Source organism: Morganella psychrotolerans, from assembly GCF_001676055.1.
Taxonomy (GTDB): Bacteria; Pseudomonadota; Gammaproteobacteria; order Enterobacterales; family Enterobacteriaceae; genus Morganella; species Morganella psychrotolerans_B.
Map to the genome: position 1 here is coordinate 634,730 of NZ_LZEX01000001.1, position 21,490 is coordinate 656,219.

At 48.3% G+C, this 21,490-nt stretch carries 23 protein-coding genes, 1 tRNA gene and 1 pseudogene; 4 read left to right on the top strand and 21 right to left on the bottom strand.

All coding sequences use genetic code 11. The features are described from left to right. Nucleotides 1-109 precede the first annotated feature (109 nt). The 3 genes from proC to AYY17_RS02960 all read left to right on the top strand — a co-directional run bounded on the left by proC (nucleotide 110) and on the right by AYY17_RS02960 (nucleotide 2,477). Nucleotides 110-919 carry a pyrroline-5-carboxylate reductase gene (gene proC / locus AYY17_RS02950; protein ID WP_067421110.1) on the top strand — a complete coding sequence of 270 codons (810 nt, stop codon included), beginning with the start codon at nucleotides 110-112 and terminating at the stop codon, nucleotides 917-919. Between the two features lie 155 nt (nucleotides 920-1,074). Next, a tRNA-Arg gene (locus AYY17_RS02955) sits at nucleotides 1,075-1,149 on the top strand. A 164-nt stretch (nucleotides 1,150-1,313) separates the two neighbouring features. Then, nucleotides 1,314-2,477 carry a tyrosine-type recombinase/integrase gene (locus AYY17_RS02960; protein WP_067421112.1) on the top strand — a complete coding sequence of 388 codons (1,164 nt, stop codon included), beginning with the start codon at nucleotides 1,314-1,316 and terminating at the stop codon, nucleotides 2,475-2,477. Between the two features lie 231 nt (nucleotides 2,478-2,708). Here AYY17_RS02960 and AYY17_RS22625 read toward each other — a convergent pair whose 3' ends face one another. From AYY17_RS22625 to AYY17_RS21430, 11 genes are all read right to left on the bottom strand, one after another. Continuing rightward, nucleotides 2,709-4,232: a tail fiber/spike domain-containing protein gene (locus tag AYY17_RS22625; protein WP_067421114.1), complete on the bottom strand. Its 1,524-nt coding sequence runs from the start codon at nucleotides 4,230-4,232 to the stop codon at nucleotides 2,709-2,711. Between the two features lie 60 nt (nucleotides 4,233-4,292). Then, nucleotides 4,293-6,764 (bottom strand): host specificity factor TipJ family phage tail protein, encoded by a 2,472-nt coding sequence (locus AYY17_RS02970; RefSeq protein WP_067421116.1) that lies wholly within the window; start codon nucleotides 6,762-6,764, stop codon nucleotides 4,293-4,295. Next, entirely contained in the window at nucleotides 6,751-7,143 is a 393-nt protein-coding gene (locus AYY17_RS02975) for a peptidoglycan endopeptidase (RefSeq protein WP_235845254.1), read from the bottom strand. The genes AYY17_RS02970 and AYY17_RS02975 overlap by 14 nt, the downstream gene beginning before the upstream one ends. Further along, a complete protein-coding gene (locus tag AYY17_RS02980; protein WP_067421118.1) occupies nucleotides 7,140-7,610 on the bottom strand; it encodes a DUF1833 family protein in 471 nt (156 codons plus the stop codon). The genes AYY17_RS02975 and AYY17_RS02980 overlap by 4 nt, the downstream gene beginning before the upstream one ends. Then, nucleotides 7,610-8,086 (bottom strand): hypothetical protein, encoded by a 477-nt coding sequence (locus AYY17_RS02985; RefSeq protein WP_067421120.1) that lies wholly within the window; start codon nucleotides 8,084-8,086, stop codon nucleotides 7,610-7,612. Before AYY17_RS02985 ends, AYY17_RS02980 begins: the two co-directional genes overlap by 1 nt. Nucleotides 8,087-9,367: 1,281 nt before the next feature. Continuing rightward, nucleotides 9,368-11,500, bottom strand: coding sequence for a tape measure protein (locus tag AYY17_RS20995; RefSeq protein WP_082981233.1), 2,133 nt, complete (start codon nucleotides 11,498-11,500; stop codon nucleotides 9,368-9,370). 62 nt (nucleotides 11,501-11,562) lie between these two features. Beyond that, nucleotides 11,563-12,081 carry a hypothetical protein gene (locus AYY17_RS02995; protein WP_067421122.1) on the bottom strand — a complete coding sequence of 173 codons (519 nt, stop codon included), beginning with the start codon at nucleotides 12,079-12,081 and terminating at the stop codon, nucleotides 11,563-11,565. Between the two features lie 12 nt (nucleotides 12,082-12,093). Then, nucleotides 12,094-12,432, bottom strand: coding sequence for a hypothetical protein (locus tag AYY17_RS03000; RefSeq protein WP_067421124.1), 339 nt, complete (start codon nucleotides 12,430-12,432; stop codon nucleotides 12,094-12,096). A gap of 124 nt (nucleotides 12,433-12,556) precedes the next feature. Continuing rightward, complete coding sequence (locus AYY17_RS03005) at nucleotides 12,557-13,336, bottom strand: ORF6N domain-containing protein (protein WP_067421126.1); 780 nt, start codon at nucleotides 13,334-13,336, stop codon at nucleotides 12,557-12,559. A gap of 75 nt (nucleotides 13,337-13,411) precedes the next feature. Continuing rightward, on the bottom strand, nucleotides 13,412-13,978 hold the full coding sequence (locus AYY17_RS03010) for a BRO-N domain-containing protein (RefSeq protein WP_067421128.1): 567 nt from the start codon (nucleotides 13,976-13,978) through the stop codon (nucleotides 13,412-13,414). Nucleotides 13,979-14,048: 70 nt separating this feature from the next. Then, a complete protein-coding gene (locus AYY17_RS21430; RefSeq protein WP_156656611.1) occupies nucleotides 14,049-14,219 on the bottom strand; it encodes a hypothetical protein in 171 nt (56 codons plus the stop codon). A 105-nt stretch (nucleotides 14,220-14,324) separates the two neighbouring features. Here AYY17_RS21430 and AYY17_RS03015 point away from each other — a divergent pair, with 105 nt between their 5' ends. Next, entirely contained in the window at nucleotides 14,325-15,098 is a 774-nt protein-coding gene (locus AYY17_RS03015) for a LexA family protein (protein ID WP_067421130.1), read from the top strand. Nucleotides 15,099-15,116: 18 nt separating this feature from the next. Here the strand turns inward: AYY17_RS03015 and AYY17_RS03020 are convergent. The 10 genes and pseudogenes from AYY17_RS03020 to AYY17_RS03065 form a co-directional block, all read right to left on the bottom strand. Beyond that, nucleotides 15,117-15,838 (bottom strand): annotated as a pseudogene (locus AYY17_RS03020) (DUF6246 family protein). Nucleotides 15,839-15,859: 21 nt separating this feature from the next. Further along, a complete protein-coding gene (locus tag AYY17_RS03025) occupies nucleotides 15,860-16,612 on the bottom strand; it encodes an Ig-like domain-containing protein (protein WP_067421132.1) in 753 nt (250 codons plus the stop codon). 65 nt (nucleotides 16,613-16,677) lie between these two features. Then, on the bottom strand, nucleotides 16,678-17,046 hold the full coding sequence (locus AYY17_RS03030) for a phage tail termination protein (protein ID WP_067421134.1): 369 nt from the start codon (nucleotides 17,044-17,046) through the stop codon (nucleotides 16,678-16,680). Continuing rightward, nucleotides 17,043-17,414: a hypothetical protein gene (locus AYY17_RS03035; RefSeq protein ID WP_067421136.1), complete on the bottom strand. Its 372-nt coding sequence runs from the start codon at nucleotides 17,412-17,414 to the stop codon at nucleotides 17,043-17,045. The genes AYY17_RS03030 and AYY17_RS03035 overlap by 4 nt, the downstream gene beginning before the upstream one ends. Before the next feature lies 1 nt (nucleotide 17,415). Next, the gene (locus tag AYY17_RS03040; protein WP_067421138.1) at nucleotides 17,416-17,757 is read right to left on the bottom strand and encodes a hypothetical protein; all 342 of its coding nucleotides are present in this window, start codon (nucleotides 17,755-17,757) and stop codon (nucleotides 17,416-17,418) included. After that, on the bottom strand, nucleotides 17,754-18,125 hold the full coding sequence (locus AYY17_RS03045) for a DUF7370 family protein (protein ID WP_067421140.1): 372 nt from the start codon (nucleotides 18,123-18,125) through the stop codon (nucleotides 17,754-17,756). The genes AYY17_RS03040 and AYY17_RS03045 overlap by 4 nt, the downstream gene beginning before the upstream one ends. Nucleotide 18,126: 1 nt before the next feature. Continuing rightward, a complete protein-coding gene (locus AYY17_RS03050) occupies nucleotides 18,127-18,531 on the bottom strand; it encodes a kinetochore Spc7 family protein (protein ID WP_067421142.1) in 405 nt (134 codons plus the stop codon). Between the two features lie 10 nt (nucleotides 18,532-18,541). Next, nucleotides 18,542-19,624, bottom strand: a complete 1,083-nt coding sequence (locus AYY17_RS03055) for a major capsid protein (RefSeq protein WP_067421144.1) — start codon at nucleotides 19,622-19,624, stop codon at nucleotides 18,542-18,544. Between the two features lie 10 nt (nucleotides 19,625-19,634). Next, nucleotides 19,635-20,075: a hypothetical protein gene (locus AYY17_RS03060; RefSeq protein ID WP_067421146.1), complete on the bottom strand. Its 441-nt coding sequence runs from the start codon at nucleotides 20,073-20,075 to the stop codon at nucleotides 19,635-19,637. 6 nt (nucleotides 20,076-20,081) lie between these two features. Next, the gene (locus AYY17_RS03065) at nucleotides 20,082-21,479 is read right to left on the bottom strand and encodes a DUF2213 domain-containing protein (protein ID WP_067421148.1); all 1,398 of its coding nucleotides are present in this window, start codon (nucleotides 21,477-21,479) and stop codon (nucleotides 20,082-20,084) included. Nucleotides 21,480-21,490: the final 11 nt, after the last annotated feature.

Here is a 21,490-nt window from a genome sequence, read left to right on the forward strand (position 1 = left end):
TTAGCACATTTGTGTATGTAAATGATGCCGAAATTATTACGTTACCCTGCCGGCAGAGAGTGCTATTCTGCCTTTCCGGTCAGTTATCATCGCTAATAAAGGGGTTATAATGAATAAGAAAGTCGGATTTATTGGTTGCGGAAATATGGGAAAGGCGATATTAAACGGACTGATTTCAGGGCAGATAATCACGCCTGATACCGTTTACGTCCATAATCACAGCCCTGCCAGTACTGCCCGGGTTGCTGCTGAGTTCGGTGTCCACGGAACTGAGCATATCACCACCGTGGCAGAACAGTCTGATATTATATTTATTGGCGTGAAACCCTATGCTGTTACCGGAATTTTACAGGAAATTGCACCTTATCTGAAAACTGAGGCTGTTATTATTTCCATCGCTGCCGGTGTCACACTCAGCACACTGGAAGCCGCACTCCCCGCATCCGGTAAAGTAGTTCGCCTGATGCCGAATACCCCGGCACTGGTTAATGCGGGTATGACCTCCGTTACACCCAATAAATTCCTGACAGAGGCAGATACCGAACTGGTTATGTCACTGTGCCGCAGCTTCGGGCGCGCAGAAATAGTACCGGAATCATTAATCGATGCAGTAATTGGTGTCAGTGGCTCTGCTCCCGCCTACGTTTTTATGTTTATTGAAGCCATGGCGGATGCCGCCGTCGCAGGCGGAATGCCCCGCAAACAAGCTTATGAATTTGCAGCGCAAACAGTGATGGGTGCCGCTAAAATGGTATTGGAAACCGGCAAACATCCGGGCGACCTGAAAGATATGGTCTGCTCCCCGGGCGGCACCACGATTGAAGCGGTCGCAAAACTGGAAGAAACCGGACTGCGCCGGTCAGTGATTGCGGGTGTGCGCAGCGCAATTGAAAAATCACAGGAAATGAGCCGTAAATAACCGGTACGATAACGGAACGGCACCCCGCAATTTCGTACCGGTGTCGTTTTAATATTTTTTATTGTACTGAAAATGAACAAGTAAACGCTAAAAATTTGATTATTCCATGCGGACTGAGTAAGATAAACGCGCTTTTTTCTGACGATACAAACAGAGTCCTCTTAGTTAAATGGATATAACAAGCCCCTCCTAAGGGCTAGTTGCAGGTTCGATTCCTGCAGGGGACACCAGTACCGGATTACCTCGCATTACCCACCGTTACCTCCCACCCTTTAAAAATCAGCACCTCCCGTTATTTGCCGTTACCAGCCATAACCAACCATTACTTGACTGAACCACCATTTTGCGGGCATATTTGTGGGCACCTAAAACTAAAGTGCCAAAAGATGCCCACATGCTGACAATAAAACAGATAGAAGCAGCCAAGCCAAAAGAAAAATCATACAGGCTGTCTGACAGTGGCGGACTGTTCCTTTTCATATCCAAAGGCGGCGGAAAAATTTGGCGCTTTCGGTATCGTAAAGATGGTAAAGAGCAAACTCATGTTATCGGGGCATATCCTGAAATATCATTAATAGAAGCACGAAAACTTCACGCCTCTGCAAAATCAATTCTGGCTGCCGGCGGAGAGCTGGAAGTAAAAACCCCAGAACTACCGGAAAAAAACATCACCACATTCGAAATTGTTTTCCGCGAATGGTACGAGTTTAAAAAAGAAGTGTGGTCTGACAGGTACAGGAAGGAAATGCTATCCATGTTTGATGATGATGTCCTGCCAATTATAGGTAATGAGGATATTGCATCAATGGATCCGCTTCGTGTGGTGGATGTGATACGCCATTTCGAAAATCGCGGCGCAATGGAGAGAGCGAGTAAAGCCCGCCGCCGGTGTGGTGAGGTATTTAGATATGCAGTTATAACCGGCAGATCTAAATACAATCCCGCCCCCGACCTGGTTGATGCCGAGAGGGGATATCGCAAAAGTCACTACCCCTTCCTCACCAAAGAGCAGATACCCGCGTTCAATAAAGCATTGTCCGCATTTTCTGGCAGTATCATCAGTAAAACAGCTACACAAGTCTTGCAGTACACAGCCCTGAGAACCAAAGAATTACGGTCAATGCAATGGTCAGACATCGATCTCAAGAACAGAGTGATCACTATATCTCCCGAAGTAATGAAAAACAGAAAGCCGCATATCGTGCCGATGTCAGATCAGGTTGTCGCCCTGATGGAGCATATCAAGCCAATAACCGAGGGAATATCTCACTTGGTTTTTCCGGGCAGAAATGACAAGAAGAAACCGATTAGCGAAAACGCGGTGCTGATGGTTATCCGGCAAATCGGCTTTGATGGCATCGCCAGCGGTCACGGATTCAGGCACCAGTTCAGCACCTTGCTTAATGAGAATGGGTTCGACAGAGACCTTATAGAGCGCCAGTTAGCTCACGTTGACCGTAACGTAATACGCGGTATCTATAACCATGCCGAGTATCTCGACCAGCGCAGGAGTATGATGCAGTGGTTTGCTGACTATGTTGATGAGATATCAAAATGACACAACCCCACCCGTCGGAAAGTACCGGTAAATCGTTGATACCCCTACCCCGCATATAACAGACAATTCCTGCCGTGTGAAACTGGACTGCCACAAGTCTGTACGAAACAGAAAAGCAGCAGCCCGAGCATTTACGCCCGCACTTCAGAGAGAGATTGACGCAGTACAGAGAGATGGGGAAACGGTTTTCGCGCTGGTTTGAGTATCCGAAAGAAGATTGAGTCAAAAACATCATCTTGTAGCCCACTTACCATTGCCGATTGATATAACGGACAACGACCCGCCTAATGATGTTAAATCTTTAGATGACGATCCATCCAAAAATGATTCATTACTTCTTGTCGATACCGTGATTTTTGCTCCAGTTGTATTGATAAAGGTATAATATACCCCAGAATAACCAGACCCAGCAGGTAAAATATACCCAGATGTTGCCGATGATGAGTGATTTGTTAATATTGAGCCAGACTGACCAGTCATCAATGACAGGGAAGCTGCGTATGTTAGTAACTTTCTCGTGCCTGTAATTTCCCCCCTGCTTGATATGGTTGCTGTATTGCTTCCACCCTGAGAGTATGAAATAGAACCATCTGGATTGTATGTAATTATAGTTGCAGCAGCCCCACCGGCAAAATATTGCTCCTGAATACTTTTACCGGCGCCAGAATACTTCCTATGTATTACGTTATCTCCTCTAATTGACCCATATGTGTAATCAACCCCAGAGACCGGCCCGGAGTTAAGCCCCAGCTCAAAATCATCTTCATTAGTTGTGGCAACGCTAAATCTTGTGCGTAACTTATTATCTGCGATTATGAAGTTGCTGTCTGAATCACTACGACCTATCCCAACACGAGCTCTTAATCTTCCATTTTCTCTCAACACTAGGCTTGCTCGGTGCTCCTCTCCTTCAGGATCATCTTTTGTGCCTATATTATCAACGACCAGAGCTGGATGGTGCCTGCCAAGAATATGAAACGTATTTCCATTATGTTGGTTATTATCAACATTATGATTGAAATGATACTTTATATGCTCATTCCAGTGTGAATACTCATCATCCCATCCGGACATATCGATTATATTCACGCCGTTCTTCATATTGACATCTTTAAAGTGCCAAAGAACATTTGGCTCAATAGTCAAGTAAACGTGGCCGTCTTCATGATTATCTATGATTTCCTGAATCAGAAAGGTATTATCCGTAACTCTGTCAGCAATACATCCAAGCTCGACAGCAGAAAAAGAAAATTTACCTTGTTTACCATCGGTTACCTGTTGCAGGTTTTTACCAGACTCGGATCCTATTAATCCGGCACCCATCGACCTTGCCAGGTCACTTCTCAGGCTCGCATCACCAACTCCAACCCACTTACCAACACCAACCCCACCCGCAGATTCAGGAGTGGATCCAACCGGAACCACTTTCGGTAAATCACCATCCCAACGGTAATACTCCCCAGTTACTTCATCACGCAAAATCTGGTTGCGCTGCGTGATTTCTGCGCCCTTCTGAAAGCTATCCATCGGGATGTAACCGGCTGCGATAATTGCCTGGTTCATATCCACCTTAAAGGTTTCAATGACCTGCTCAACCATCCATTTCATGCCCTCAATGGTCAGGTGGCTTTTGCCAGAGCGATCGAAATACTCCCGCGCCTTTGAGGTCACGAACTCGTCAATCTTTCCTGAGTTAAATTTCAGGTCTCGTGGTGCTTCACTCGGTACTGCGTTTTGAGTAGGGATAGTCGCCATGTGCTTTTTCTTCCAATAAAAAAGCCAGCTCGGTGGCTGGCTTGTTGGTTAAGTGTTATGTCAGACGTTATAGTCTGCTTTCGGTGCGAAATACTCGCTTGCGGTGATAGTGAAGGTGCCGTCTGCATCCGGTTTCTTGTCAGATATCACCCAGCGCATAGCGTCCATTTCGGTAACAGTCGATATGATGTACCGAGATGGCGACTGAACATTGTGCCCGTCATAGATATTGAGTTGAATATCAGGTATGTCGGCAATGAAACCTTTCGCTGTATCCGTTCGTGGCTGCGCCCGATACTCGCCGGATGAATTGCCGAGGTGGTCGGTGATGCTCACCACCATATCGCCGGAGAACTCAATGTGCTCACTGGTGCCGAACACATTCCCGCTTCTGCCGGTGATGTGCCCGCCATGCTGATTGCTGTCGTAACTGTCAGCCACCAACACCATGTCGCCGGGGTAAACATAATCACCGTCTGCCAGTGTTTGCAGACTGATACTTGTCCGCTGGCTTATCAGTCTGTCCATTTCAAGCAGCGCGCGGTCAACCGTCTGATACTCGTTCCGGCATCCGTGCAGTGTGATTTTATTCGGGCTTTTCGCTGCTCCTTTCACCACTGCGTCATTTTCAATGCGATATTTCAGGTAGGTTTTTTTATTGGTTCGCGGGTTAACATATTCAACCTCAACGCCATCATTCCCGCCCGGCAACGACATGTCGTATGAGATGCGAAAATTGTTGCCGGTGATATTTGACCGGTTAAATACGGCGGACGGATATTTTCGCTCTTCCTCGCGGGAGAATGTCAGTACACCGTTATCAAAGAACGCCGTCACCCGGGCAACATTACATATTGTCTCAATACGCTGGCCGAGCGATACGTCCTCATCATCAAACGTGTAATCAAAATATCCCAGGCGCTTATCAGGCAGTCCGGTGTAAATCTCATACAGCCCATGCAGGTCAATGGTATTCTCCGGCTGCTTGCCGGTAACCAGCCATGTATGCGCCACGGCATCCGCAAATGATCGTGACGGACGCTCGGTGTAATTCACCTTACGGACAGCGGCGTCATAGCTGATGACGTGGCGCGTAACCAGCGCGTTATATTTGCGCTCACGCGAGCTTGTCGGGTTTTCCGTGGCTCTGACTGTCACACGAACAATGGTATCGTCAGGGTGCTTCTCATTAGTTCTGCGCCGGACTGCATGCGCTTTTTCCAGTTTCAGAATACTATGGTCATTGCTGTTTTCCAGCCTGGTCAGCTGGAATGCATACCGCCCGTAGCCGCCTCCTGGTATGAACTTCTCTGTCTTATAATACGTTTTGGTTTTCGATGCGCTCGGGAACCCCCGGCTATATGATTCACGTGTACCCGCTATTTCTTCATTATCATCGTCAACTTTCCAGAACTGAATTCTGGCATTGGCGTAATCATCCTCACCTAACTGAGCGTTAAGGTGGATCCAGAGCTCGCCACCTTCCATCGGTGAAAAGAACGGGCCGACAGTCATGAACTGGTTATCGTAGAGAATAAATTTCGTGGTATTGACCACTGCGTTCGGTGGCAAGGTTGCCAAATCACCGCCGGTCAGGTTGGTGAAGAAAAACTCGTAATATTTTTTCGGCAATACCAGTGACCCGTCATCACTTTTCTTTGCCTCAGACAAATAGGCGTCAACCTTGATATCTTTTGTTATCAGCCCGGTCGGTGTGGTGTACGACACACTCACTGTCATCGATACTGAGCGCGGCTTGATAATGTCATAGAAATAATCGAACTCCGCCTGCCGGCTGATTTTAATTGCAGCCTCACCGCCTTTGATTTCCCCTGAAATCACCTCACTCGCCGTTGCCTGATACTGCGGTATCTCGTCACTTTCATTAGGCCCCGGCACCTCCTGCCCATCGACATCATGAAACTCAAACCCTTCAGATATCTCAGGGATGTTTTCGCCTGGCTGAAATATCTGATAACTGGCACCATCCAATGCTGTTAATTCTGATTCCGAGTATTTCACGTTTTCGATATCAAACCGGCCGATACCGAAATTCATCCACTCGGTAACTTTTTTCTTATTATCGATGTACTCAAACAAAGACTGCTGGATCAGATCCGGATAAGCCCTGACCTGCCCGTAAATATCGGGCCGAGCCTGATAGGTTCTTGCAACGTTAGTCTGACCGGTAAGCCGGTTGTTAGGGCTATCTTTTACGTTCGCGTCAGCCGATGTAAATGACGGGGTTTTCGGTGCGAGAAATGAAAATACCTTTGAAACCAGCTTAAATACCGGATTCAGAAGACTGCCGATAAATCCGCCCTTCGGCTGATCGCGTATTTGGATGTGGTGATGTCCGGTCACTACAAAATCAAGGCTGTCGTCATCAGTCAGCGGGATGCCATTGACGATAATTTCAACATCATGATGTAATTTCTGCTCTTTCAGCCAGTCAAAAAAAAGAGAGCCGTTTTTTATTTCGGCTCTCTCGGCAGGCATTCCCGGCACTCTTTGTATTTCAATCATTGCCATATCTGTAAAACTCCAGCTTCGTGTATAACCGGTTGAGCACTGACAGCCTGTCGATTCTTACGTGTCCGTTTTCACCACGGCTGTGCAATGCTGTACTGCCGGTAACAATACCGACGTGTACCGGCTGCGAGCCGTCATAGGCAACAAACATACAGCCGTCTTCCGGATAAGCTATCAACACCCACGGCACAATGACTCCGTTAAAACACGTCACGAAATCATCATGCCCGGTGTACCCCGTGACATTGTGTATCTCTCTGCCGATTACATGCCGGTAGTACAAAAGAACCAGCCCCCAACAATCACATTCAGCAAAAGATGCCATTCGGTTTACCCACGGCACCCCGACCATTTTGTCGGTGAATTCAGCTGTCGTCATACCGCCTCCAGACCCGGCCATTCCTGTGGCTCATAAATGCGGCCGACATTCTTGTTCAGTGGATTGGTCATCGAAAGTGTCATTGATACTGACTCCGCATCCAGTGAAATATCTTTCGCAAACAGCTTCCAGCGCACGATTGCTGTTCCTTTATCTGCCTCATCAAACAGCCGGTACGTTACCTCGACCGGAACCATCCGTGAATATGAACGCCATGCTTTCAGCTTCTGCTTAAACTCATGGGCGATACGACTGAATTTCACACTGGCGTCAATGATCGGCGTTTTACTCTGCTGACTCTCAGACATTTCAAAGTTACACGGCATGTATTCAATTCCGCCGAGTGTCTTCGGGTGAATCTGGTAAGTGATCAGGTAAATATCACCGAATGCCGGATGTGATAGCTGGAGAGTTTCATACAGAATGCGGTTTGGTCGTTGTGCGCGGAACTCACGCAATGTAGGCATTACTCCCCCTCACGCCGTGGCAGCGTTTCAGTAACAATGACATCCAGCCAGCTCCCGAACGGTGGCGGGAACTCGATAATCACATCACCAAACTCGTCATCATCATTATGCAGATTTTTACTGATAACCTGACCAGTCCATGTGACAGATGCGCCGTTGACGCTGGTCTGTACCGGATAGGATGTGAAATGTAACTCCTGCTCCTGTAGCCCACTGCCACCGATATCTATTTTCATCCGGAACCAGCGGGTACAGTTATCCAGATAGTCTGGGTGCCGGATCCACTGAGCAAATGCCCGCTCCTGTACCAGTGTGAATATCCAGGTGACATTCCAGACCGTTTTCAGGTCATCGGTTAGCTTCTGGAATATTGGCGCGCCGACCTGTGGCTGATCTGTCAGATATCCGGTGTCGAATGTCATTCCTTTATCTGCTTTCTGCGCCAGAGGAAGCCAGTCTGGATAGACTATAATCATCTCACCCTCGCTGATGCCGTTGTGTTTCGTGTAATGGCGCTGTGCATCGGCCCTTTGTTATCCATATCCGCTATAAACACGTCTATGGTCATGCCGTTACTGTCCTGCCGCGCCTGTGCGTCAATCTTGCTGCCTCCAGACGAGTAGTCATTAATATTCACCGTCACCGGCACCTGTCCACCGCCAATATCACGGTTACTGATGACCTTGCCGTTATCACCGGGGATCATGTACTGGTTACCGTTTGACGCCTTGAATATCTCCGGTTTGCCGCCCTCACCAACCCGGTACATTTCACCGGCAGACACCGGCCCACCATCTTTACGCGCTCCGGCAATAGTCAGAGCTTTCATTCCGACACTTGTTGCTGCGCCGGTCGCCTGTGCTGCAGTATACGCACCGAGGCCGCTGGCAGATGCTGCCCCCATCGTTGCAATGGATGCCGCGATAGCCGCCGGAGTCCACGCAGCCAATGCCGCAGCACCACCGGCAACGGCTGCTGTTGCGTTTGCCGCCTGAGTAGCAACGCCCAACGTCTGCCCGAGGATGAAGTTTTTAGCCATCTCAACGCCGACCTGAACAATGGAGTTAACCACGCTGTTAAGCATAGTGTTACCCAATGACCGGGCAGCATCACTCCAACTCATAGTTTGTGTGATGAGACCGGTGATGGCGTTGGACGCATTCCCGGAGAGAGAATCAACCGCTGATGTGAGCATGTCATAGCCGAGGCTTTGCTGACTCAGTAACTGCCACTGTGCCGCTGTACGCTGCTCGTCATACTCTTTATTGGCTGCATTCATCAATGCCAGACCCTGCTGCTCGGTAATGACCCGCTGGCTCATGTAATCCTTAATCAGTGCCAGTTTCTGAGCGTGCTCATTTGCCAGCGCCTGAACCGGATCAACCTGAGCCGCCATTTCCTGAACAGGAGTGACGGAGGATTTCGCGTTTATCTCCGCCGTTTTTCTGGCATGCTCGGCTTTTAACTCAATGCTGCGCTTCTGATACTGTTCCTCGGTGATGAGGTTACCTTTCAGCTGCCGCTCAAGTTGTTCACTGGCAAGCTTCATATCCTGATCGGCTTTTGCCCTCGGGTTTTGCTCAAAGGCCTCTTTGCGGTCTTTTATCTTCTGAGTGAGGTCGTATTCTTTGGCGGCAAGTTCGGTTATCTCGGCTATCTGTGCTGCGTTAGCCTTTGCTCCGAGCTTCTGCACCGCTTCGAGAACGGCGGCTTCCCGCGACAGTCCTTTCGTTTCCAGCTCTGCTACTTTTGTTGCGTCAGCAAGTGAGGATATTTTTTGCTGAAGCTTTTCGGCTTCTGTGGCTTCTTTTTTTTGCCTCAGCTGCGGCTTCCCTTGATGTTTTAATGCCGGTTTTTTTTGCTTCAGTATTTTTGTATTCCTGAGCCGCCATGTCTTCAAGTCTGCTGACTGCATCCTGACTGATTACACCGGCATCCTCGGCAGCATAACGCGCCTGTAATTTTGCTTTTGCCTCACCTTCTAACTTGGATAGTTCCAGCCTGCGATCCATGTCTTTTTTAAGCTGATCGCCTTTTTCACCGCCGAAATCCATCATCAGACTTTGTGAATTAAACTTCTGTTTTGCTTTCGTCGCATTTTCTAAGTCAATTCCATATGCGCGGAGTGCGGCTCCGGCATTCGGTAGTGCCGTCCTAGCCTCGGCGGTCAGTAAATCAGCGCCTTTCAGAAGCTCTCCGTTTAGTTGAGCTCTACCCATGCGGATCATATTCTGTGTCTGGCTTAAGCGCTGCTGAGCCCTGTCAAGTTCACCGGCTGCAATGGCTTGCCTATCAAGGTTTATTGCTAATGCTGCTGCCGCTTCTTTACCTGCTCTGGTTGACTTCCCGTAGTCATCTACCGCTTTTTTGTTACGATTAACTGCGTACGTAAGGTCATCATATTTTTTCTGAGCTTCAACCACTGCATCCGACAGCTCAGGCATTTTTTCGCCAGCCTTACCGATTTCCTCTGCAATCTGTATTCGGCTCATTTCACCGAATTTACCAATCAGTGTGTTAACGCTGTCCGCAAGATTATTGGCATCATCCCTTGCCACTTTTGCACTTTGGCTAAAATAAAATAATGCAGATGCCGCGGCAACAGCAAAACCGGCAGGCCCTCCTATGAATCCTAGGGCACCACGCAGCACCGTTCCGATACCGATACTAGCCCGGCTTGCCGCCGCCCCTGCTGCATTTTGCGCCACCGTATGAGCGGCAAGAGCGGAATTGTAATTCCCTGTCGCTATAGCCGCTGCTTGCCTTGCCTGAGATAACCGTTGTTCAGTAGCGGTCACCTGCGCCTCCGTTATGGCAATTGACCTTAAATGTTGCGCCAAACGTAACTCGTCGAGTGATCTTAACTTTGTTACTTCCGCAGACCTCAGTTCAGCAGCGGCATGTAGTTCTGTTGCTTTAGTTGCCTGCATCTCCGCAATTGCTAATGCTCTTGCAGATATAACCCCTTGTAGCTTTTCTTTTGTCGCCAGTGCTAATGCGCCAACAAATCGGCTACCTAATACCGTGGCAACGACAGTCAGCACTGCTGACAGCCCGCCCAGGCTTTCACTTATAGTTACTACTGAATCATTGAATATATTTGTGAATGTCTTAACGGTGGTGTTTTCACCAAAAAACTTAGTAATGTTGTTACTGGCCACCTGAAGAGACTGCGACATCGTTTGTGTTGTGTTTGCGAATTCAGCCTCAATCGTCGGCCCCATTTCACGGAATGCCTTTAACAATACATCCGTAGTCAGCTTACCTTCCGCAGCCATTGCCCTCAGCTTACCAATACTCACGCCTAGCGAATCAGCAAGCCCTTTCATCAGCGCAGGTGCCTGTTCACTCATTGAGTTGAATTCCTGCCCGCGCAACACACCCGATGCTAATGCCTGTGATAACTGGACAAGCGCACCTTCGGATTCTGCTGCCGTGGCACCGGAAACGGTCATTGCTTTGGAAATGGTGGTGGTTATTTGCCCTAACTCCTGACCACTTAGCCCGGCGCTGCGCATGGCTCTTTCTAAACGTGAATACAGTGTTGCGATACCATCGAGGCTTGAACGGCTGTTCTGTGCAATATCAAACACACGCTGATTCACCACTGCCAATGTCTCACCGGCTTTTATGGAGTTGACAAGTTTGTTATTCAGAACCGCCCAGGCTTCGGCATATTTAGCAACAGCAGATGCAGACAGGTACGCAGTCAATGAAGCGGCAACACGCGACAGTGAAGCCATTGAGCGCTCCGTACCATTGACAGCAGTCGTGGTGCGGTTAAAGCCGCCTTCCATGTTCCGCAACCGCTGATCTAGTTGACGCTGTGATGTCAGCAACTGAGCAACATCCATCTGTACCTGATATACAATTTCGCCTACATTCGCCATTTACCGGCTCCTTAAAATGAAAAACCCCGCCGGCTGGCAGGGTTTGTGATTATATGTAATATTTACTTAGAACAAGCTTCAATATTACCGGCTGAAAGATTGGGGTCTATCCCATCGGGCAATACTACCCACTCAGTTATATCTTCAGTGTATTCAGGGTTTTCCAATCCACCGTTTTCGTATAGCGACTTTAGGTTATCCAACTCTTTTTTGTCATCGTCGAAAATTTTTGGATTATCGGCCTCGATAAATGATCTGACATCATCGATAGCTTTCGGGTACATCCACTTAACGCTAACAACGTACGCATCCCCTTCTTTCTTTTCAGAAATAACGCTGTACTTGGATTTACCATATAAATAACTACTCAATTGATAGTAGTCATTTGTTGTTGGCAGGTTGTTTTTATTGACCAGTGTTATGTTTTTTATGCCGTCAGGTGTGCATTTTTCTATTTTTGAGCTGGATAGCAGCGCTGTATTTTCAGTATTCATGAATTCAAGCACCGTGTCTGACGCGGTCTTTTCGCCACAACCAGAAAGTATCAATGATATTATAGCCGTTATTAATATTTTACTCATGAGTTCCGCCGGTTATTTATAAGGGGACTGGCTTACAACCATCTTTTTATCTGGCTCAGAGCAAGCAACCATAACTACCCCGTCATTTGTCCACGCCTTGCCTATATAAAGCAATGATGAATCAACTACCGTTCGAACTGGGTAGTGATCAGAGATTGCAGAAAACATATTACTTGCTGCATTTTTGCAGTCTTCAAAAGCCATAGGTTTGGAGTCAACCACTCGCGTTTCCCCCTGCTCGGGATAGTTTCCAGCCCCAACCATGCTATTTAACTGTTCTTTAGTATAAGTCGTAGCCATACCTGAAAAACAGATTAACGATAATGAAACACCAACAATTATTTTCCTCACATCCCCACCCTCAATAATTAGTTTCCCTCATGTTAATCATGTGATGGTGCAAAGGAAAGCAAAAAGCCTCAGTTAAGAGGCGGCGTGTGATCTGAATTACAAGCCGTCCGTGGCCTGTGGGTTATTAGAACAGTTTTTCCAGATTCACATTGTGAACCGCTTTCCACGCAGCAGCAGGATATGAGTTCGCTTTTCCGTAGCGATCATCCGGAACAGATTGAACTTGAGCATCATTATCAGCGCACCACTTTTTGAGCGGGTGCCATTTAAACTTTGTATTCAGAGCCTTCTCAACAGCCAGCACCGTAGCGTGACCTTTGCAGGTGCCGAGTTTAGCGGCTAAAACATTCTTTTCGCGGACTGCTTTTGATGCCGTTGCCATCGCAGTAGCCTGACGTTTATCGCCAATCCACGCTTTGGTCTCAACGGCATAATCACGTTCGGCGGCAATCACTGCCTTTTCTTTCTCAGACTTCAGCAGGTTTTCCAGCGCCTCAATATAGTTACCGGGCATCACTGTATTTTTGCGGGAATTGAAGTAGGTTTCTTCCAGTAACTCGAAGTAGTCCCACGCCTGATCTGTTTCCAGCATTTTGGCGTGACGTGATGCCCCGCGTTCAGTCCAGAGGTATAGCGACCGAGCCTTACTAGAAATTTGCAGACCTCTAAAAGAGGTGCGCAAAATTTCAACATCATCTCCCTCTACCAGAAAATAATGCTTACCTTCTTCAAACCGATTTTTATTGCGGTTGAAATTATTGGTGATCTGCTTTGATGTTGCCCCATACCCCACCGCCAGTGATTCAGTGGTGATTACCTTCTGATCACGGTGGTAGACTTCAGGAACCGTAAAGCGACTTTGCGTGACAACTGCATTATTGTTTGCTACTGTAATTTGACTCATGAAACTTTTCCTTCTGGTTAGGTTTGGGAATTGCCAACAGTTCGCACCTGTTGGCTTTTCTGTTTTTAGTGTCTGTCAATGTGTTAACCTCGCTTTTGAATACCACTCCATGTGTGTCAAAGAGCTAAACAACGGGCCTTGTACGTCCTTTAAGCGCCCTGTCATTTCAGAATCAACCTCCATATTCAGTCTGCGCAACGATGGCGATAACATGCCTCCCCATATTTCGTTAATGCGTTTGATGTGCTTATAGGCTGTGGTGAGATTCCTTAACAAAAGATGCTCATCCAGCCCGTTAACTGCCACTTCGCGATCCAGAATATCCAGCACCCACTTACGGAATTGTTTGGCGACCGGCGTTGATGCGAACATTGCTATCAAGTGTGCGCCGCGCAGTGAGAAAAGGCGGACAATAACCTCAACTTCACCCGTTTTTCTAACCAACGTCATTTTGACGGTGGTTGTCATCGACTCCGTAAATTCATCAGAATTACGGGAATACACGCGACTGACGTTATCAGTCCGGCTATAACCCAACGCTTTTGCTAACTCCGTTGATGTAAGCCACATTTGACCGTCCTGATAAACCGGCTCAAATGTAATGTCCTGGAAAGTTAAGTCTGTTTTCGCTACACTGTTCATGTCATTTATTCCTGTCGAGGGATTATTTGATACTGAGGCCTCAATTGTTTGCGCAGTTGAGGCTTCTTCATTACGGCATCCGAAATTCGCCATTTTTAGCCATCTCCATCACGACTTCTATAATGTATTCAAGCTGGACTTGGGTTGAGCGCCGCTTTTCACTTGCCACATCATCTATCCACTTCCGCATATCTGGCCGCATTCTGAATGGGTATGGGGCAATTCTATTTTTCTTTTCCATAAATTATCTCCTATGTAGTATTCCAATTACACATCTTCATGATGTAATATCAGTTATACCCCATGACTCCGCAATGTGTCAATATGAATTTTATAGAGTTCACATATGAAAATTGATGATAACTTCAAAAATAGAGTGCAGGCAGCCAGACAAGCCGCAAACCTTACTCAGGGTGACCTTGCTGATAAAGTTGGGGTCGTGCGTCGTCAAATAGCGGCATACGAGGCCGGAGACTCCAAGCCGAGGATTAAGGTTTTGAATAATCTGGCCGTTGCGCTGGGAGCGACCACAGAGTGGCTTTCATCGGGTATTGGTGAAGGCCCAAGCATTGACAACATAAAGCGCACAATCACCGTCCCTGAAATACCCGTTTTATCTTATTCAGATTCAATTTTTAGTTTAGGGAGTCCTGCTGCATTTTCTAAATTTATACCAGCCCCACCAAATACAAACTCACAGATCTTTGCGTATGAGATCATGGGTAACTCAATGACATCCGCCGGCAGTGTCAGTCTACCATCCGGCACTATAGTCATCATTGACCCAACAAGAACTCCAAAAGACATGGACTTCGTTTTGGCTTATATGGATGGGATGGGTGTTTTCAAGCAATTAATATTTGACCAAGGGAATTGGTATTTAACGTCGTTAAACCCTGACTTTTCGCCCTATATAGTTGAAGATTTATCCATCATTGTTGGTGTCGCCATCCAAGCGCAAATCGATCTTTCCTGTGAGTGGATAAAGGCATTTCGTACATTTGATGGCGTAAGCCTAGGCTCATCAATTAAAACTGAAAGTCCAAAATCACCAAAGGATATCAGCCCGCGCCTTGATAAAATCGAGTCCATGCTTGAGCAGCTACTGAAAAACAAATAAGCCCCTTCCGGGGCTTCATTACGCCTTCCTCCTGCTCACCAACCGGCGCTTACCCTTAATCAGGTCATCGTTACGGGCATCGTCGGCTTTGGTGATTGCTTCATACTCATCTTTAGTGAAACCCTTCTCGTCCGGATATTTCGCTTTCAGCATCATCACGAATTCGGTCATTGTTAGCTGCTCTGCTTCGCTGCGGGTGATGTTGAAATGTACGCGGGCGGCGCTGATGTACTCGACAGCGTGAAACTCGTCTGAGTATTCGTCTTTACCTTCGTTACGCTGGAGTTTTCGCACCTTGCTTTACCGATAATGCCGTGGGTCATCAACTCACGCGCCAGCAGGATGATATCGCGGTAATGCATAGCGCCCTGCCGGTACACCATGACGGATTTACCCGGTCGCCATTCCCCGATAACCTCAGAGCAATCATCATCACAACACGCCTGCATCACGTCCATTGCGGTCGATAAAATACTGCGCCCGTACACCGGCTTATTTAACAGTGCAATCAGCCACTCAGGAACGGCTCCGTATGCGTCCACAGCAGACGCAATAATTTGCTGTACCTCGGCACCATTTAATCGCGTAAACGTGCTCACTATCTCTTTTGGCGACCCGATTCGCGTCATTGCATCCAGTGACGGACGGAACAGGTAATCATTTTCGGCAGTGGATATCACCATCTCGCCGTATTCTAACCGTGGTGTCATATATCCTCCTGAATACATTATCAAGGGCATCCGGAGATACCCTTTGTAATGTTACTCGGTGACGGTAACGACGCACTTCGCTGTCTTCGCGCCATCTTCGGAGGTGACGGTGACATTAGCGACACCAGCAGCAACTCCGCGAACAGTAACAACTGTGCCGACCTGTGACACTGTCGCAAATGCTGGCTTGTCGCTGACTGCGGTGCAGGTTTTGTTGGTCGCATCACCAGGCGTAAATTTCACCATGATAGATTTGGTTTCGCCGACTTTAACCGTGGTAGCGGATGGATCAACCGCAATACTCAGTACAGCGATTTCTTCCTGTAACCACTCGAAGCTGTCAGCATCAGCCACTTTAAGCTCACCGGAATAGGTTGAGATTTCTTTTGTCGGGAATTCCAGTGACCATGATGTAAAGGTCATATAACCCTGAATTACATCACTTCCGTCACCTTTCATATCGAGCTGAACCCAATATGACGGCTGGCGACCAGCTTTAATCTCTACGAGAATATCCCGTGAGATATCGAACGCGGATGTCGAGCCATCCACGCCCTTGCGCTTCAGTTCACCATCAAACTTAATCGTCACGTCCGCGCCGGTCACGATGGCTTCGGTCAGCCCTTTTGTGTCGTCAGCTTTGGATGTCACTGTTTCAGTACCGTAATCCAGCCCTTTACTGGTCAGTGCGCCGAGACGCAGAAACGCGGATTGTTCAGGAACCGTGCCTGGGCAACCGGGCGCGATGCGGAGAATCCCCGCATTACCCATCACCAGGCCTTTATCATCAGGGCATTGTGCCATGTTATAACCTCTTTATTTGCAAATAAAAAAGGCCGCATAAGCGACCCTGTTTGAAGTGTGTTTGTTTAAGATGTGCAGCGGAAAGCCAGTTGTATGATAAACCTGCCTTCCTCTGTCGGGATCGGCTTCGTCAGCCCGCCGAGGTTGTATATTGAGTTGAGTTCGCAGTCCAGCGGATGAGACGCTACGTAATCAAGAATATCTTTCGCTCTGGTCAGTATCGGCTCAGGGTCGTTCTGTGCGGACACCAGAATCAGCATCGCATTGTCATCAGCCCCGAGGTCGGCAAAACGACCGCCGCCGCCGTCAGGCTGAATAACCGCATATTGCTGTGTGCGTGAATCCGGCTCCTCATTCCACGTCAGATACTGAATCGTGAAGTCATCCAGCAATCCTGCACGGTTCAGATAACGCTCAAACGCTTCGTGTATCATATGCGCATCTCCTGCCGCATGGCTGCTTCAATCTCATCACGCGACTCCTCAAAACCGAGTTTCAGGAACTCTTTCCGCGCAGTTGCACGCCGGAATTTTTGCTTAACTTTCGGATCATGAACGAATACTGCGTAATTGGCAGAGTACCCGACACGACCGGTAACGCGCGTGCCATTGACTGTGATTTCACGAAACTGTGAGTTGATGAGCGTTGATGTGTCACCAATAGGTGTGAACAACGTCGCCTGAGCGCCGCCGATCAGCATCGCCGCCTGTATAGCGCGGGTAATCTGACGACCGCGAATACCACCGACCAACGCGTTGATATTGGCACTGACATCTGCAATACCTCTGATTTTAGCCGCCATATCACACCGCCGTTATCAGGGTATAGTCATCTGCTATATGCTCGAATAAATCCTCATCACGTTTGATGAATTTGATTTCGTCGGCTCCGGCAGAAACCAGATTGTCTGAGTGCTTGCCGATAGCGATAAAGTCACCTTTCTTCGCATCAGCATACTCAGTCCAGAACACCAGTTTGATAGTGATTTCAGATCCGATATCAATCTTTCCGCCCTTAAGCTCGCTACCATAGCCACACAGGAAATGAACCGGCTCGGAGAATGTCGGCTTGCCGTATTTATCTTTGCCGGCAGACCGCCACAGCGTAGCCCATGAGGTATACGCCCAATTAGCAACTGAACTCATTGATACCCCCCGACCACGCCAAAGAAACCGACCGTTTTGCTCGACAGCGGCAAATCAGAAAGACATCCGGCACTGTCCCATGCGCGGATCTGATTCAGCAGATAATCAGTACCGGCAGAATCATATGCGAAAGAACGAGACGCCCCGTTAGGAGCGCTCTGTGATGATATCTTTCGTGCGCCAGACAATGAGGCCAGCCGGACTACAGTGTAAATCAGCAGCAGTTTCTGCGTGGTTTCGTCGTAGTTGGCTTCGAGACATCTGGACTTTGCATTAACCTGACTCAGTAACAGCGACAGCACAGAATCAGGCAGTGTAAACCCGAGTTCCGCGATCATCGGCTTTACGTCATCAAGTGTTATCGGCATGTTATTTCGCCTTTTTGCTGTCTTTCAGTGCTTTTAATTCAGCGGTGACAGCGGCTAGCTGAGCGTTTTTATCTTCCAGTTCTGCCGTGAGTGCCGCCACCTTTTCATTGGCTTCAGCCAGCTCACCGGCAAGAACCGGCAGCTGAGCGTTTTTATCTTCCAGTTCTGCAATAAGATGCTTTGCAGATACCAACTCCGCTGACAGACCGTCGCCACTGTTAGCGACTGCCGGTGTAGCAACTTCAAAGATTAATACGCCGCTTTCGTCATTTGAAAGCTCCGCTTTACCGCTGGCAATCCAGTTTCTTGCCAGATCATCATTAACATTATAGACAGCGCCGACTTCCAGTTTTTGAAAGTCGGCACCGGCAAAAATGTTTCCTGCTACGATTTTTACCAGTGCCATAACCCCCCCCTTATACGCCTTTCGCGTGGACGACTGAGAAGTGACCGGCGATATCCTGCTTAACCATCAGACCGGCAGCGCCCCATGTGCGCCATACGTAATCAGAGTTATAGAACTGACGCGGGTCTGCGACAGTACCGAACGCCTGACCGACAATCGGCGCAATGACACCGGCACCCAGCGGAACGATAAGCATTTCATTGCCTTTCAGCTCGTAATCTTCTTTGATGTCTTTGATACCGGTGATTTTCTTCAATTCGTCCAGGATGGTGCGGGTCTGGTTGACGTCGAAATATACGCTTTCCCAGTTGGACAGGATTTCACCTGACACGTACCAGGTCTGCTCACCGTATTGCAGGTTTTTCAGCTTCAGAACATCACGCAGTTTGATGATTTCAGCACGGATTTTCTTGCCGTCCTGCTCAGTGGCAAAATTGACAGTCAATGTCACCTGAGCCACTCGCTCATCTTCACGCAGACCTTTCCATGATTTACCGTCGAACTTAATAAAGTTACCTGCCACGTCGCGGAAGCCGTTCCAGAAGAAATCAATCAGCTTGCGGCGCACGGTATCAACGGAATCAGACTGCGCATCAGACAAGGATGCCAGAGCAGAGCCTTTGCCGAAAATAGGGTCACGCCATGTGAACTTAAAGCCAGTATCATGAACAGGAACCATTGTTCCATCGAAGGTGAACGCCCCGGCATCCAGCAGCGCACCAATCTGACCAGACATGGATGTATGAGCCACACCACCACTGCCTTTACGTGCATATTCATACACGGACTCATCCAGACGCACGGAACGGGAAAGACCCATCAGGTCATTCAGCAGGGTGAATTCTGTGCTTGGCTGGAATTCAGCCAGTACAGTCTGGTCATACGATTTATACATACGGCGAATATCGTCAACTGCATTTACTGCATCTAAACGCGGTGCATCATCAGCATCGCCGCGATAACGAGTTCGCGCAAGGAAGTCAGCCACGGCTTGTGCTGATGAGTTACGGGCAAGCGTCAACTCGCGGAACTGAGAGGTGATAGCCTTAAGGTTACCGGTTTCGGTTGCCTTTTTTGTTGAAAAATAAAACATTCAGTTCTCCTTACTTGAACACAACGCGAACCAGCTCACCCGCTTTCGCAGTTAATGCTGAATCTTCTTCGACATAGGCGAATACAACTTCACCTTCCGCAGCGGTGGCCGCTGTAATCTGGCCATTAGCGATAATCACCGCCTGACCTTTTTTGTACGTACCGGCAGCAGCACGGATATTCAGGAACAAGCCCTGCAACGGCTGGATAGCCACTACCCAATCACCGGCTTTCAGGTCATCATCGACGCCTTTGCAGCGCAGATAGTCCACATTTGCCACGTACAGGATCGCCGCTTCTTTGCCATCGACCGCAGCTTTGAATAAACCGTCCGCATCAAAGAAACCAACAATGCCAGGCTTAGTGTCCGCTGCCGCAGCACCTTCGCGATTTAACAACGGGCTCGGGAAGATACCCCCTGCGTGAATTACACGTTTTGTTTTGTTCGCCATTTCGTTTTACTCCGGCATTTCTGAAACTGAGGTGGAAGAGTTCTGCTGAGAATGGAACGAGCCATTCAGCCCCTGAACCGGTGCGCACTGCGCATACAGTTCTTTCAGCGGGTCGCCGTCGAGTGAGTTAACGGCAACGTCCGACATGCCGAACTTGGTTTTTACCGCTTCGCGCATAGCTGATTTTTCTTTATCAGCGCCAGCGTTTAACTGAGCCTGAAGAGGTGCGACAGCCGCATTGACAGCAGCGGTGATCATCGTCTGCATATCGACGTTGGTTGCCTTGTCTTTTGCTTCCTTGGCTTCTTTCTCAGCCTTCTCACGCGCGGCTTTCTCTTCAGGCGTTTCTTCTTTTTTGCCTTCTGCGTTCATCTGGTTGTACGCATCCAGCAGCTCTGCGTCGGTTTTACCCTCAACGTCGATGCCTTTTGCCTTCAGCGCGTTTGTGATGATTTGTTTCATCGGGTCGTTTTCCTTATTGGTTTTTACTTCGTACTCTGTTGGCTTGCGCACAACTTCAATGGGCTCACCGACAAATTCAGCTTCGCCGTTGTCGTCAATGAGGTATTTTTGTTGGTAGGATTTACCGGATTTGTAGTAAATGAATTTGTCAGGCCAGACTGTTTCAGGGTAAGGCCAGTCATCTCCGGTGAATTGCTTTCTCAGGGCATCACGCAGCGCGCCGTGAATATCCTCAAAAGAGAAATTAGAGCTGTTGGTAAAGAAGAATTTCGCTTTGTTGAAGATGCCGGATTCAGTGTGGTTCGACGCATCGACCAGGCTGACATTTTCAACATCACATTTCTGACCGTCTTCGTTAACAAACATCCCGACACCATCATCAGGTGTTGCCGCTCCCGGCTCACTTGCCGGAAGAATAGCGATGTGGTCAAAATGCATATTGCGGGCAACCCATGTGTACGGCTTACCCTTTGATTTACCTTTGTTCTGCTCGCGTTGTAGCAGCAGGCCGGTAGAGACGTGGATCGGGTCTTTGTTGTTACCGGCAATAATGTCATCCACGCGGGAAAGAAACTCTTTACCCTTGTCCGTGGCATCAGCGAATCGGCGGTTCACCTTTACATCCATGATGACTTTGTTGTCATCTTTGCGGACGTTCTCAGCCCATGCGCCGATATGAAACTGGTTTACTGCGCGCGGCGTGTCAGCCGATACGTAATCTGTGCCGATTTTAGGGTGTCCGTACGGGCACTGCTTCCCCTCCATCGACTGAAAACTGCTGTTAATTTCGCTGGCAGGATATAGCCCCCCGTTCATCACAACGTCGTCAACGACAGGCACAACGCCGCGAATGACGATATGCTCGTCACCGTCGATGGTTTCAGTTGAGATATTGGAGGAGTTGATAGCCAGCGACTTAACATGAATTCCGGAAAACTTCATGTTGTGGCCTC

Coding starts and splice junctions, on each gene's coding strand:
- AYY17_RS02995 (WP_067421122.1), bottom strand. CDS start 12,081: ATGAGTAAAATATTAATAACGGCTATAATATCATTGATACTTTCTGGT.
- AYY17_RS22625 (WP_067421114.1), bottom strand. CDS start 4,232: ATGGCGACTATCCCTACTCAAAACGCAGTACCGAGTGAAGCACCACGA.
- AYY17_RS02980 (WP_067421118.1), bottom strand. CDS start 7,610: ATGCCTACATTGCGTGAGTTCCGCGCACAACGACCAAACCGCATTCTG.
- AYY17_RS03045 (WP_067421140.1), bottom strand. CDS start 18,125: ATGCCGATAACACTTGATGACGTAAAGCCGATGATCGCGGAACTCGGG.
- AYY17_RS03015 (WP_067421130.1), top strand. CDS start 14,325: ATGAAAATTGATGATAACTTCAAAAATAGAGTGCAGGCAGCCAGACAA.
- proC (WP_067421110.1), top strand. CDS start 110: ATGAATAAGAAAGTCGGATTTATTGGTTGCGGAAATATGGGAAAGGCG.
- AYY17_RS03055 (WP_067421144.1), bottom strand. CDS start 19,624: ATGTTTTATTTTTCAACAAAAAAGGCAACCGAAACCGGTAACCTTAAG.
- AYY17_RS03025 (WP_067421132.1), bottom strand. CDS start 16,612: ATGGCACAATGCCCTGATGATAAAGGCCTGGTGATGGGTAATGCGGGG.
- AYY17_RS03040 (WP_067421138.1), bottom strand. CDS start 17,757: ATGAGTTCAGTTGCTAATTGGGCGTATACCTCATGGGCTACGCTGTGG.
- AYY17_RS03060 (WP_067421146.1), bottom strand. CDS start 20,075: ATGGCGAACAAAACAAAACGTGTAATTCACGCAGGGGGTATCTTCCCG.
- AYY17_RS03005 (WP_067421126.1), bottom strand. CDS start 13,336: ATGAGTCAAATTACAGTAGCAAACAATAATGCAGTTGTCACGCAAAGT.
- AYY17_RS02960 (WP_067421112.1), top strand. CDS start 1,314: ATGCTGACAATAAAACAGATAGAAGCAGCCAAGCCAAAAGAAAAATCA.
- AYY17_RS21430 (WP_156656611.1), bottom strand. CDS start 14,219: ATGGAAAAGAAAAATAGAATTGCCCCATACCCATTCAGAATGCGGCCA.
- AYY17_RS20995 (WP_082981233.1), bottom strand. CDS start 11,500: ATGGCGAATGTAGGCGAAATTGTATATCAGGTACAGATGGATGTTGCT.
- AYY17_RS03030 (WP_067421134.1), bottom strand. CDS start 17,046: ATGATACACGAAGCGTTTGAGCGTTATCTGAACCGTGCAGGATTGCTG.
- AYY17_RS03065 (WP_067421148.1), bottom strand. CDS start 21,479: ATGAAGTTTTCCGGAATTCATGTTAAGTCGCTGGCTATCAACTCCTCC.
- AYY17_RS02975 (WP_235845254.1), bottom strand. CDS start 7,143: ATGACGACAGCTGAATTCACCGACAAAATGGTCGGGGTGCCGTGGGTA.
- AYY17_RS03035 (WP_067421136.1), bottom strand. CDS start 17,414: ATGGCGGCTAAAATCAGAGGTATTGCAGATGTCAGTGCCAATATCAAC.
- AYY17_RS03050 (WP_067421142.1), bottom strand. CDS start 18,531: ATGGCACTGGTAAAAATCGTAGCAGGAAACATTTTTGCCGGTGCCGAC.
- AYY17_RS02985 (WP_067421120.1), bottom strand. CDS start 8,086: ATGATTATAGTCTATCCAGACTGGCTTCCTCTGGCGCAGAAAGCAGAT.
- AYY17_RS02970 (WP_067421116.1), bottom strand. CDS start 6,764: ATGGCAATGATTGAAATACAAAGAGTGCCGGGAATGCCTGCCGAGAGA.
- AYY17_RS03010 (WP_067421128.1), bottom strand. CDS start 13,978: ATGAACAGTGTAGCGAAAACAGACTTAACTTTCCAGGACATTACATTT.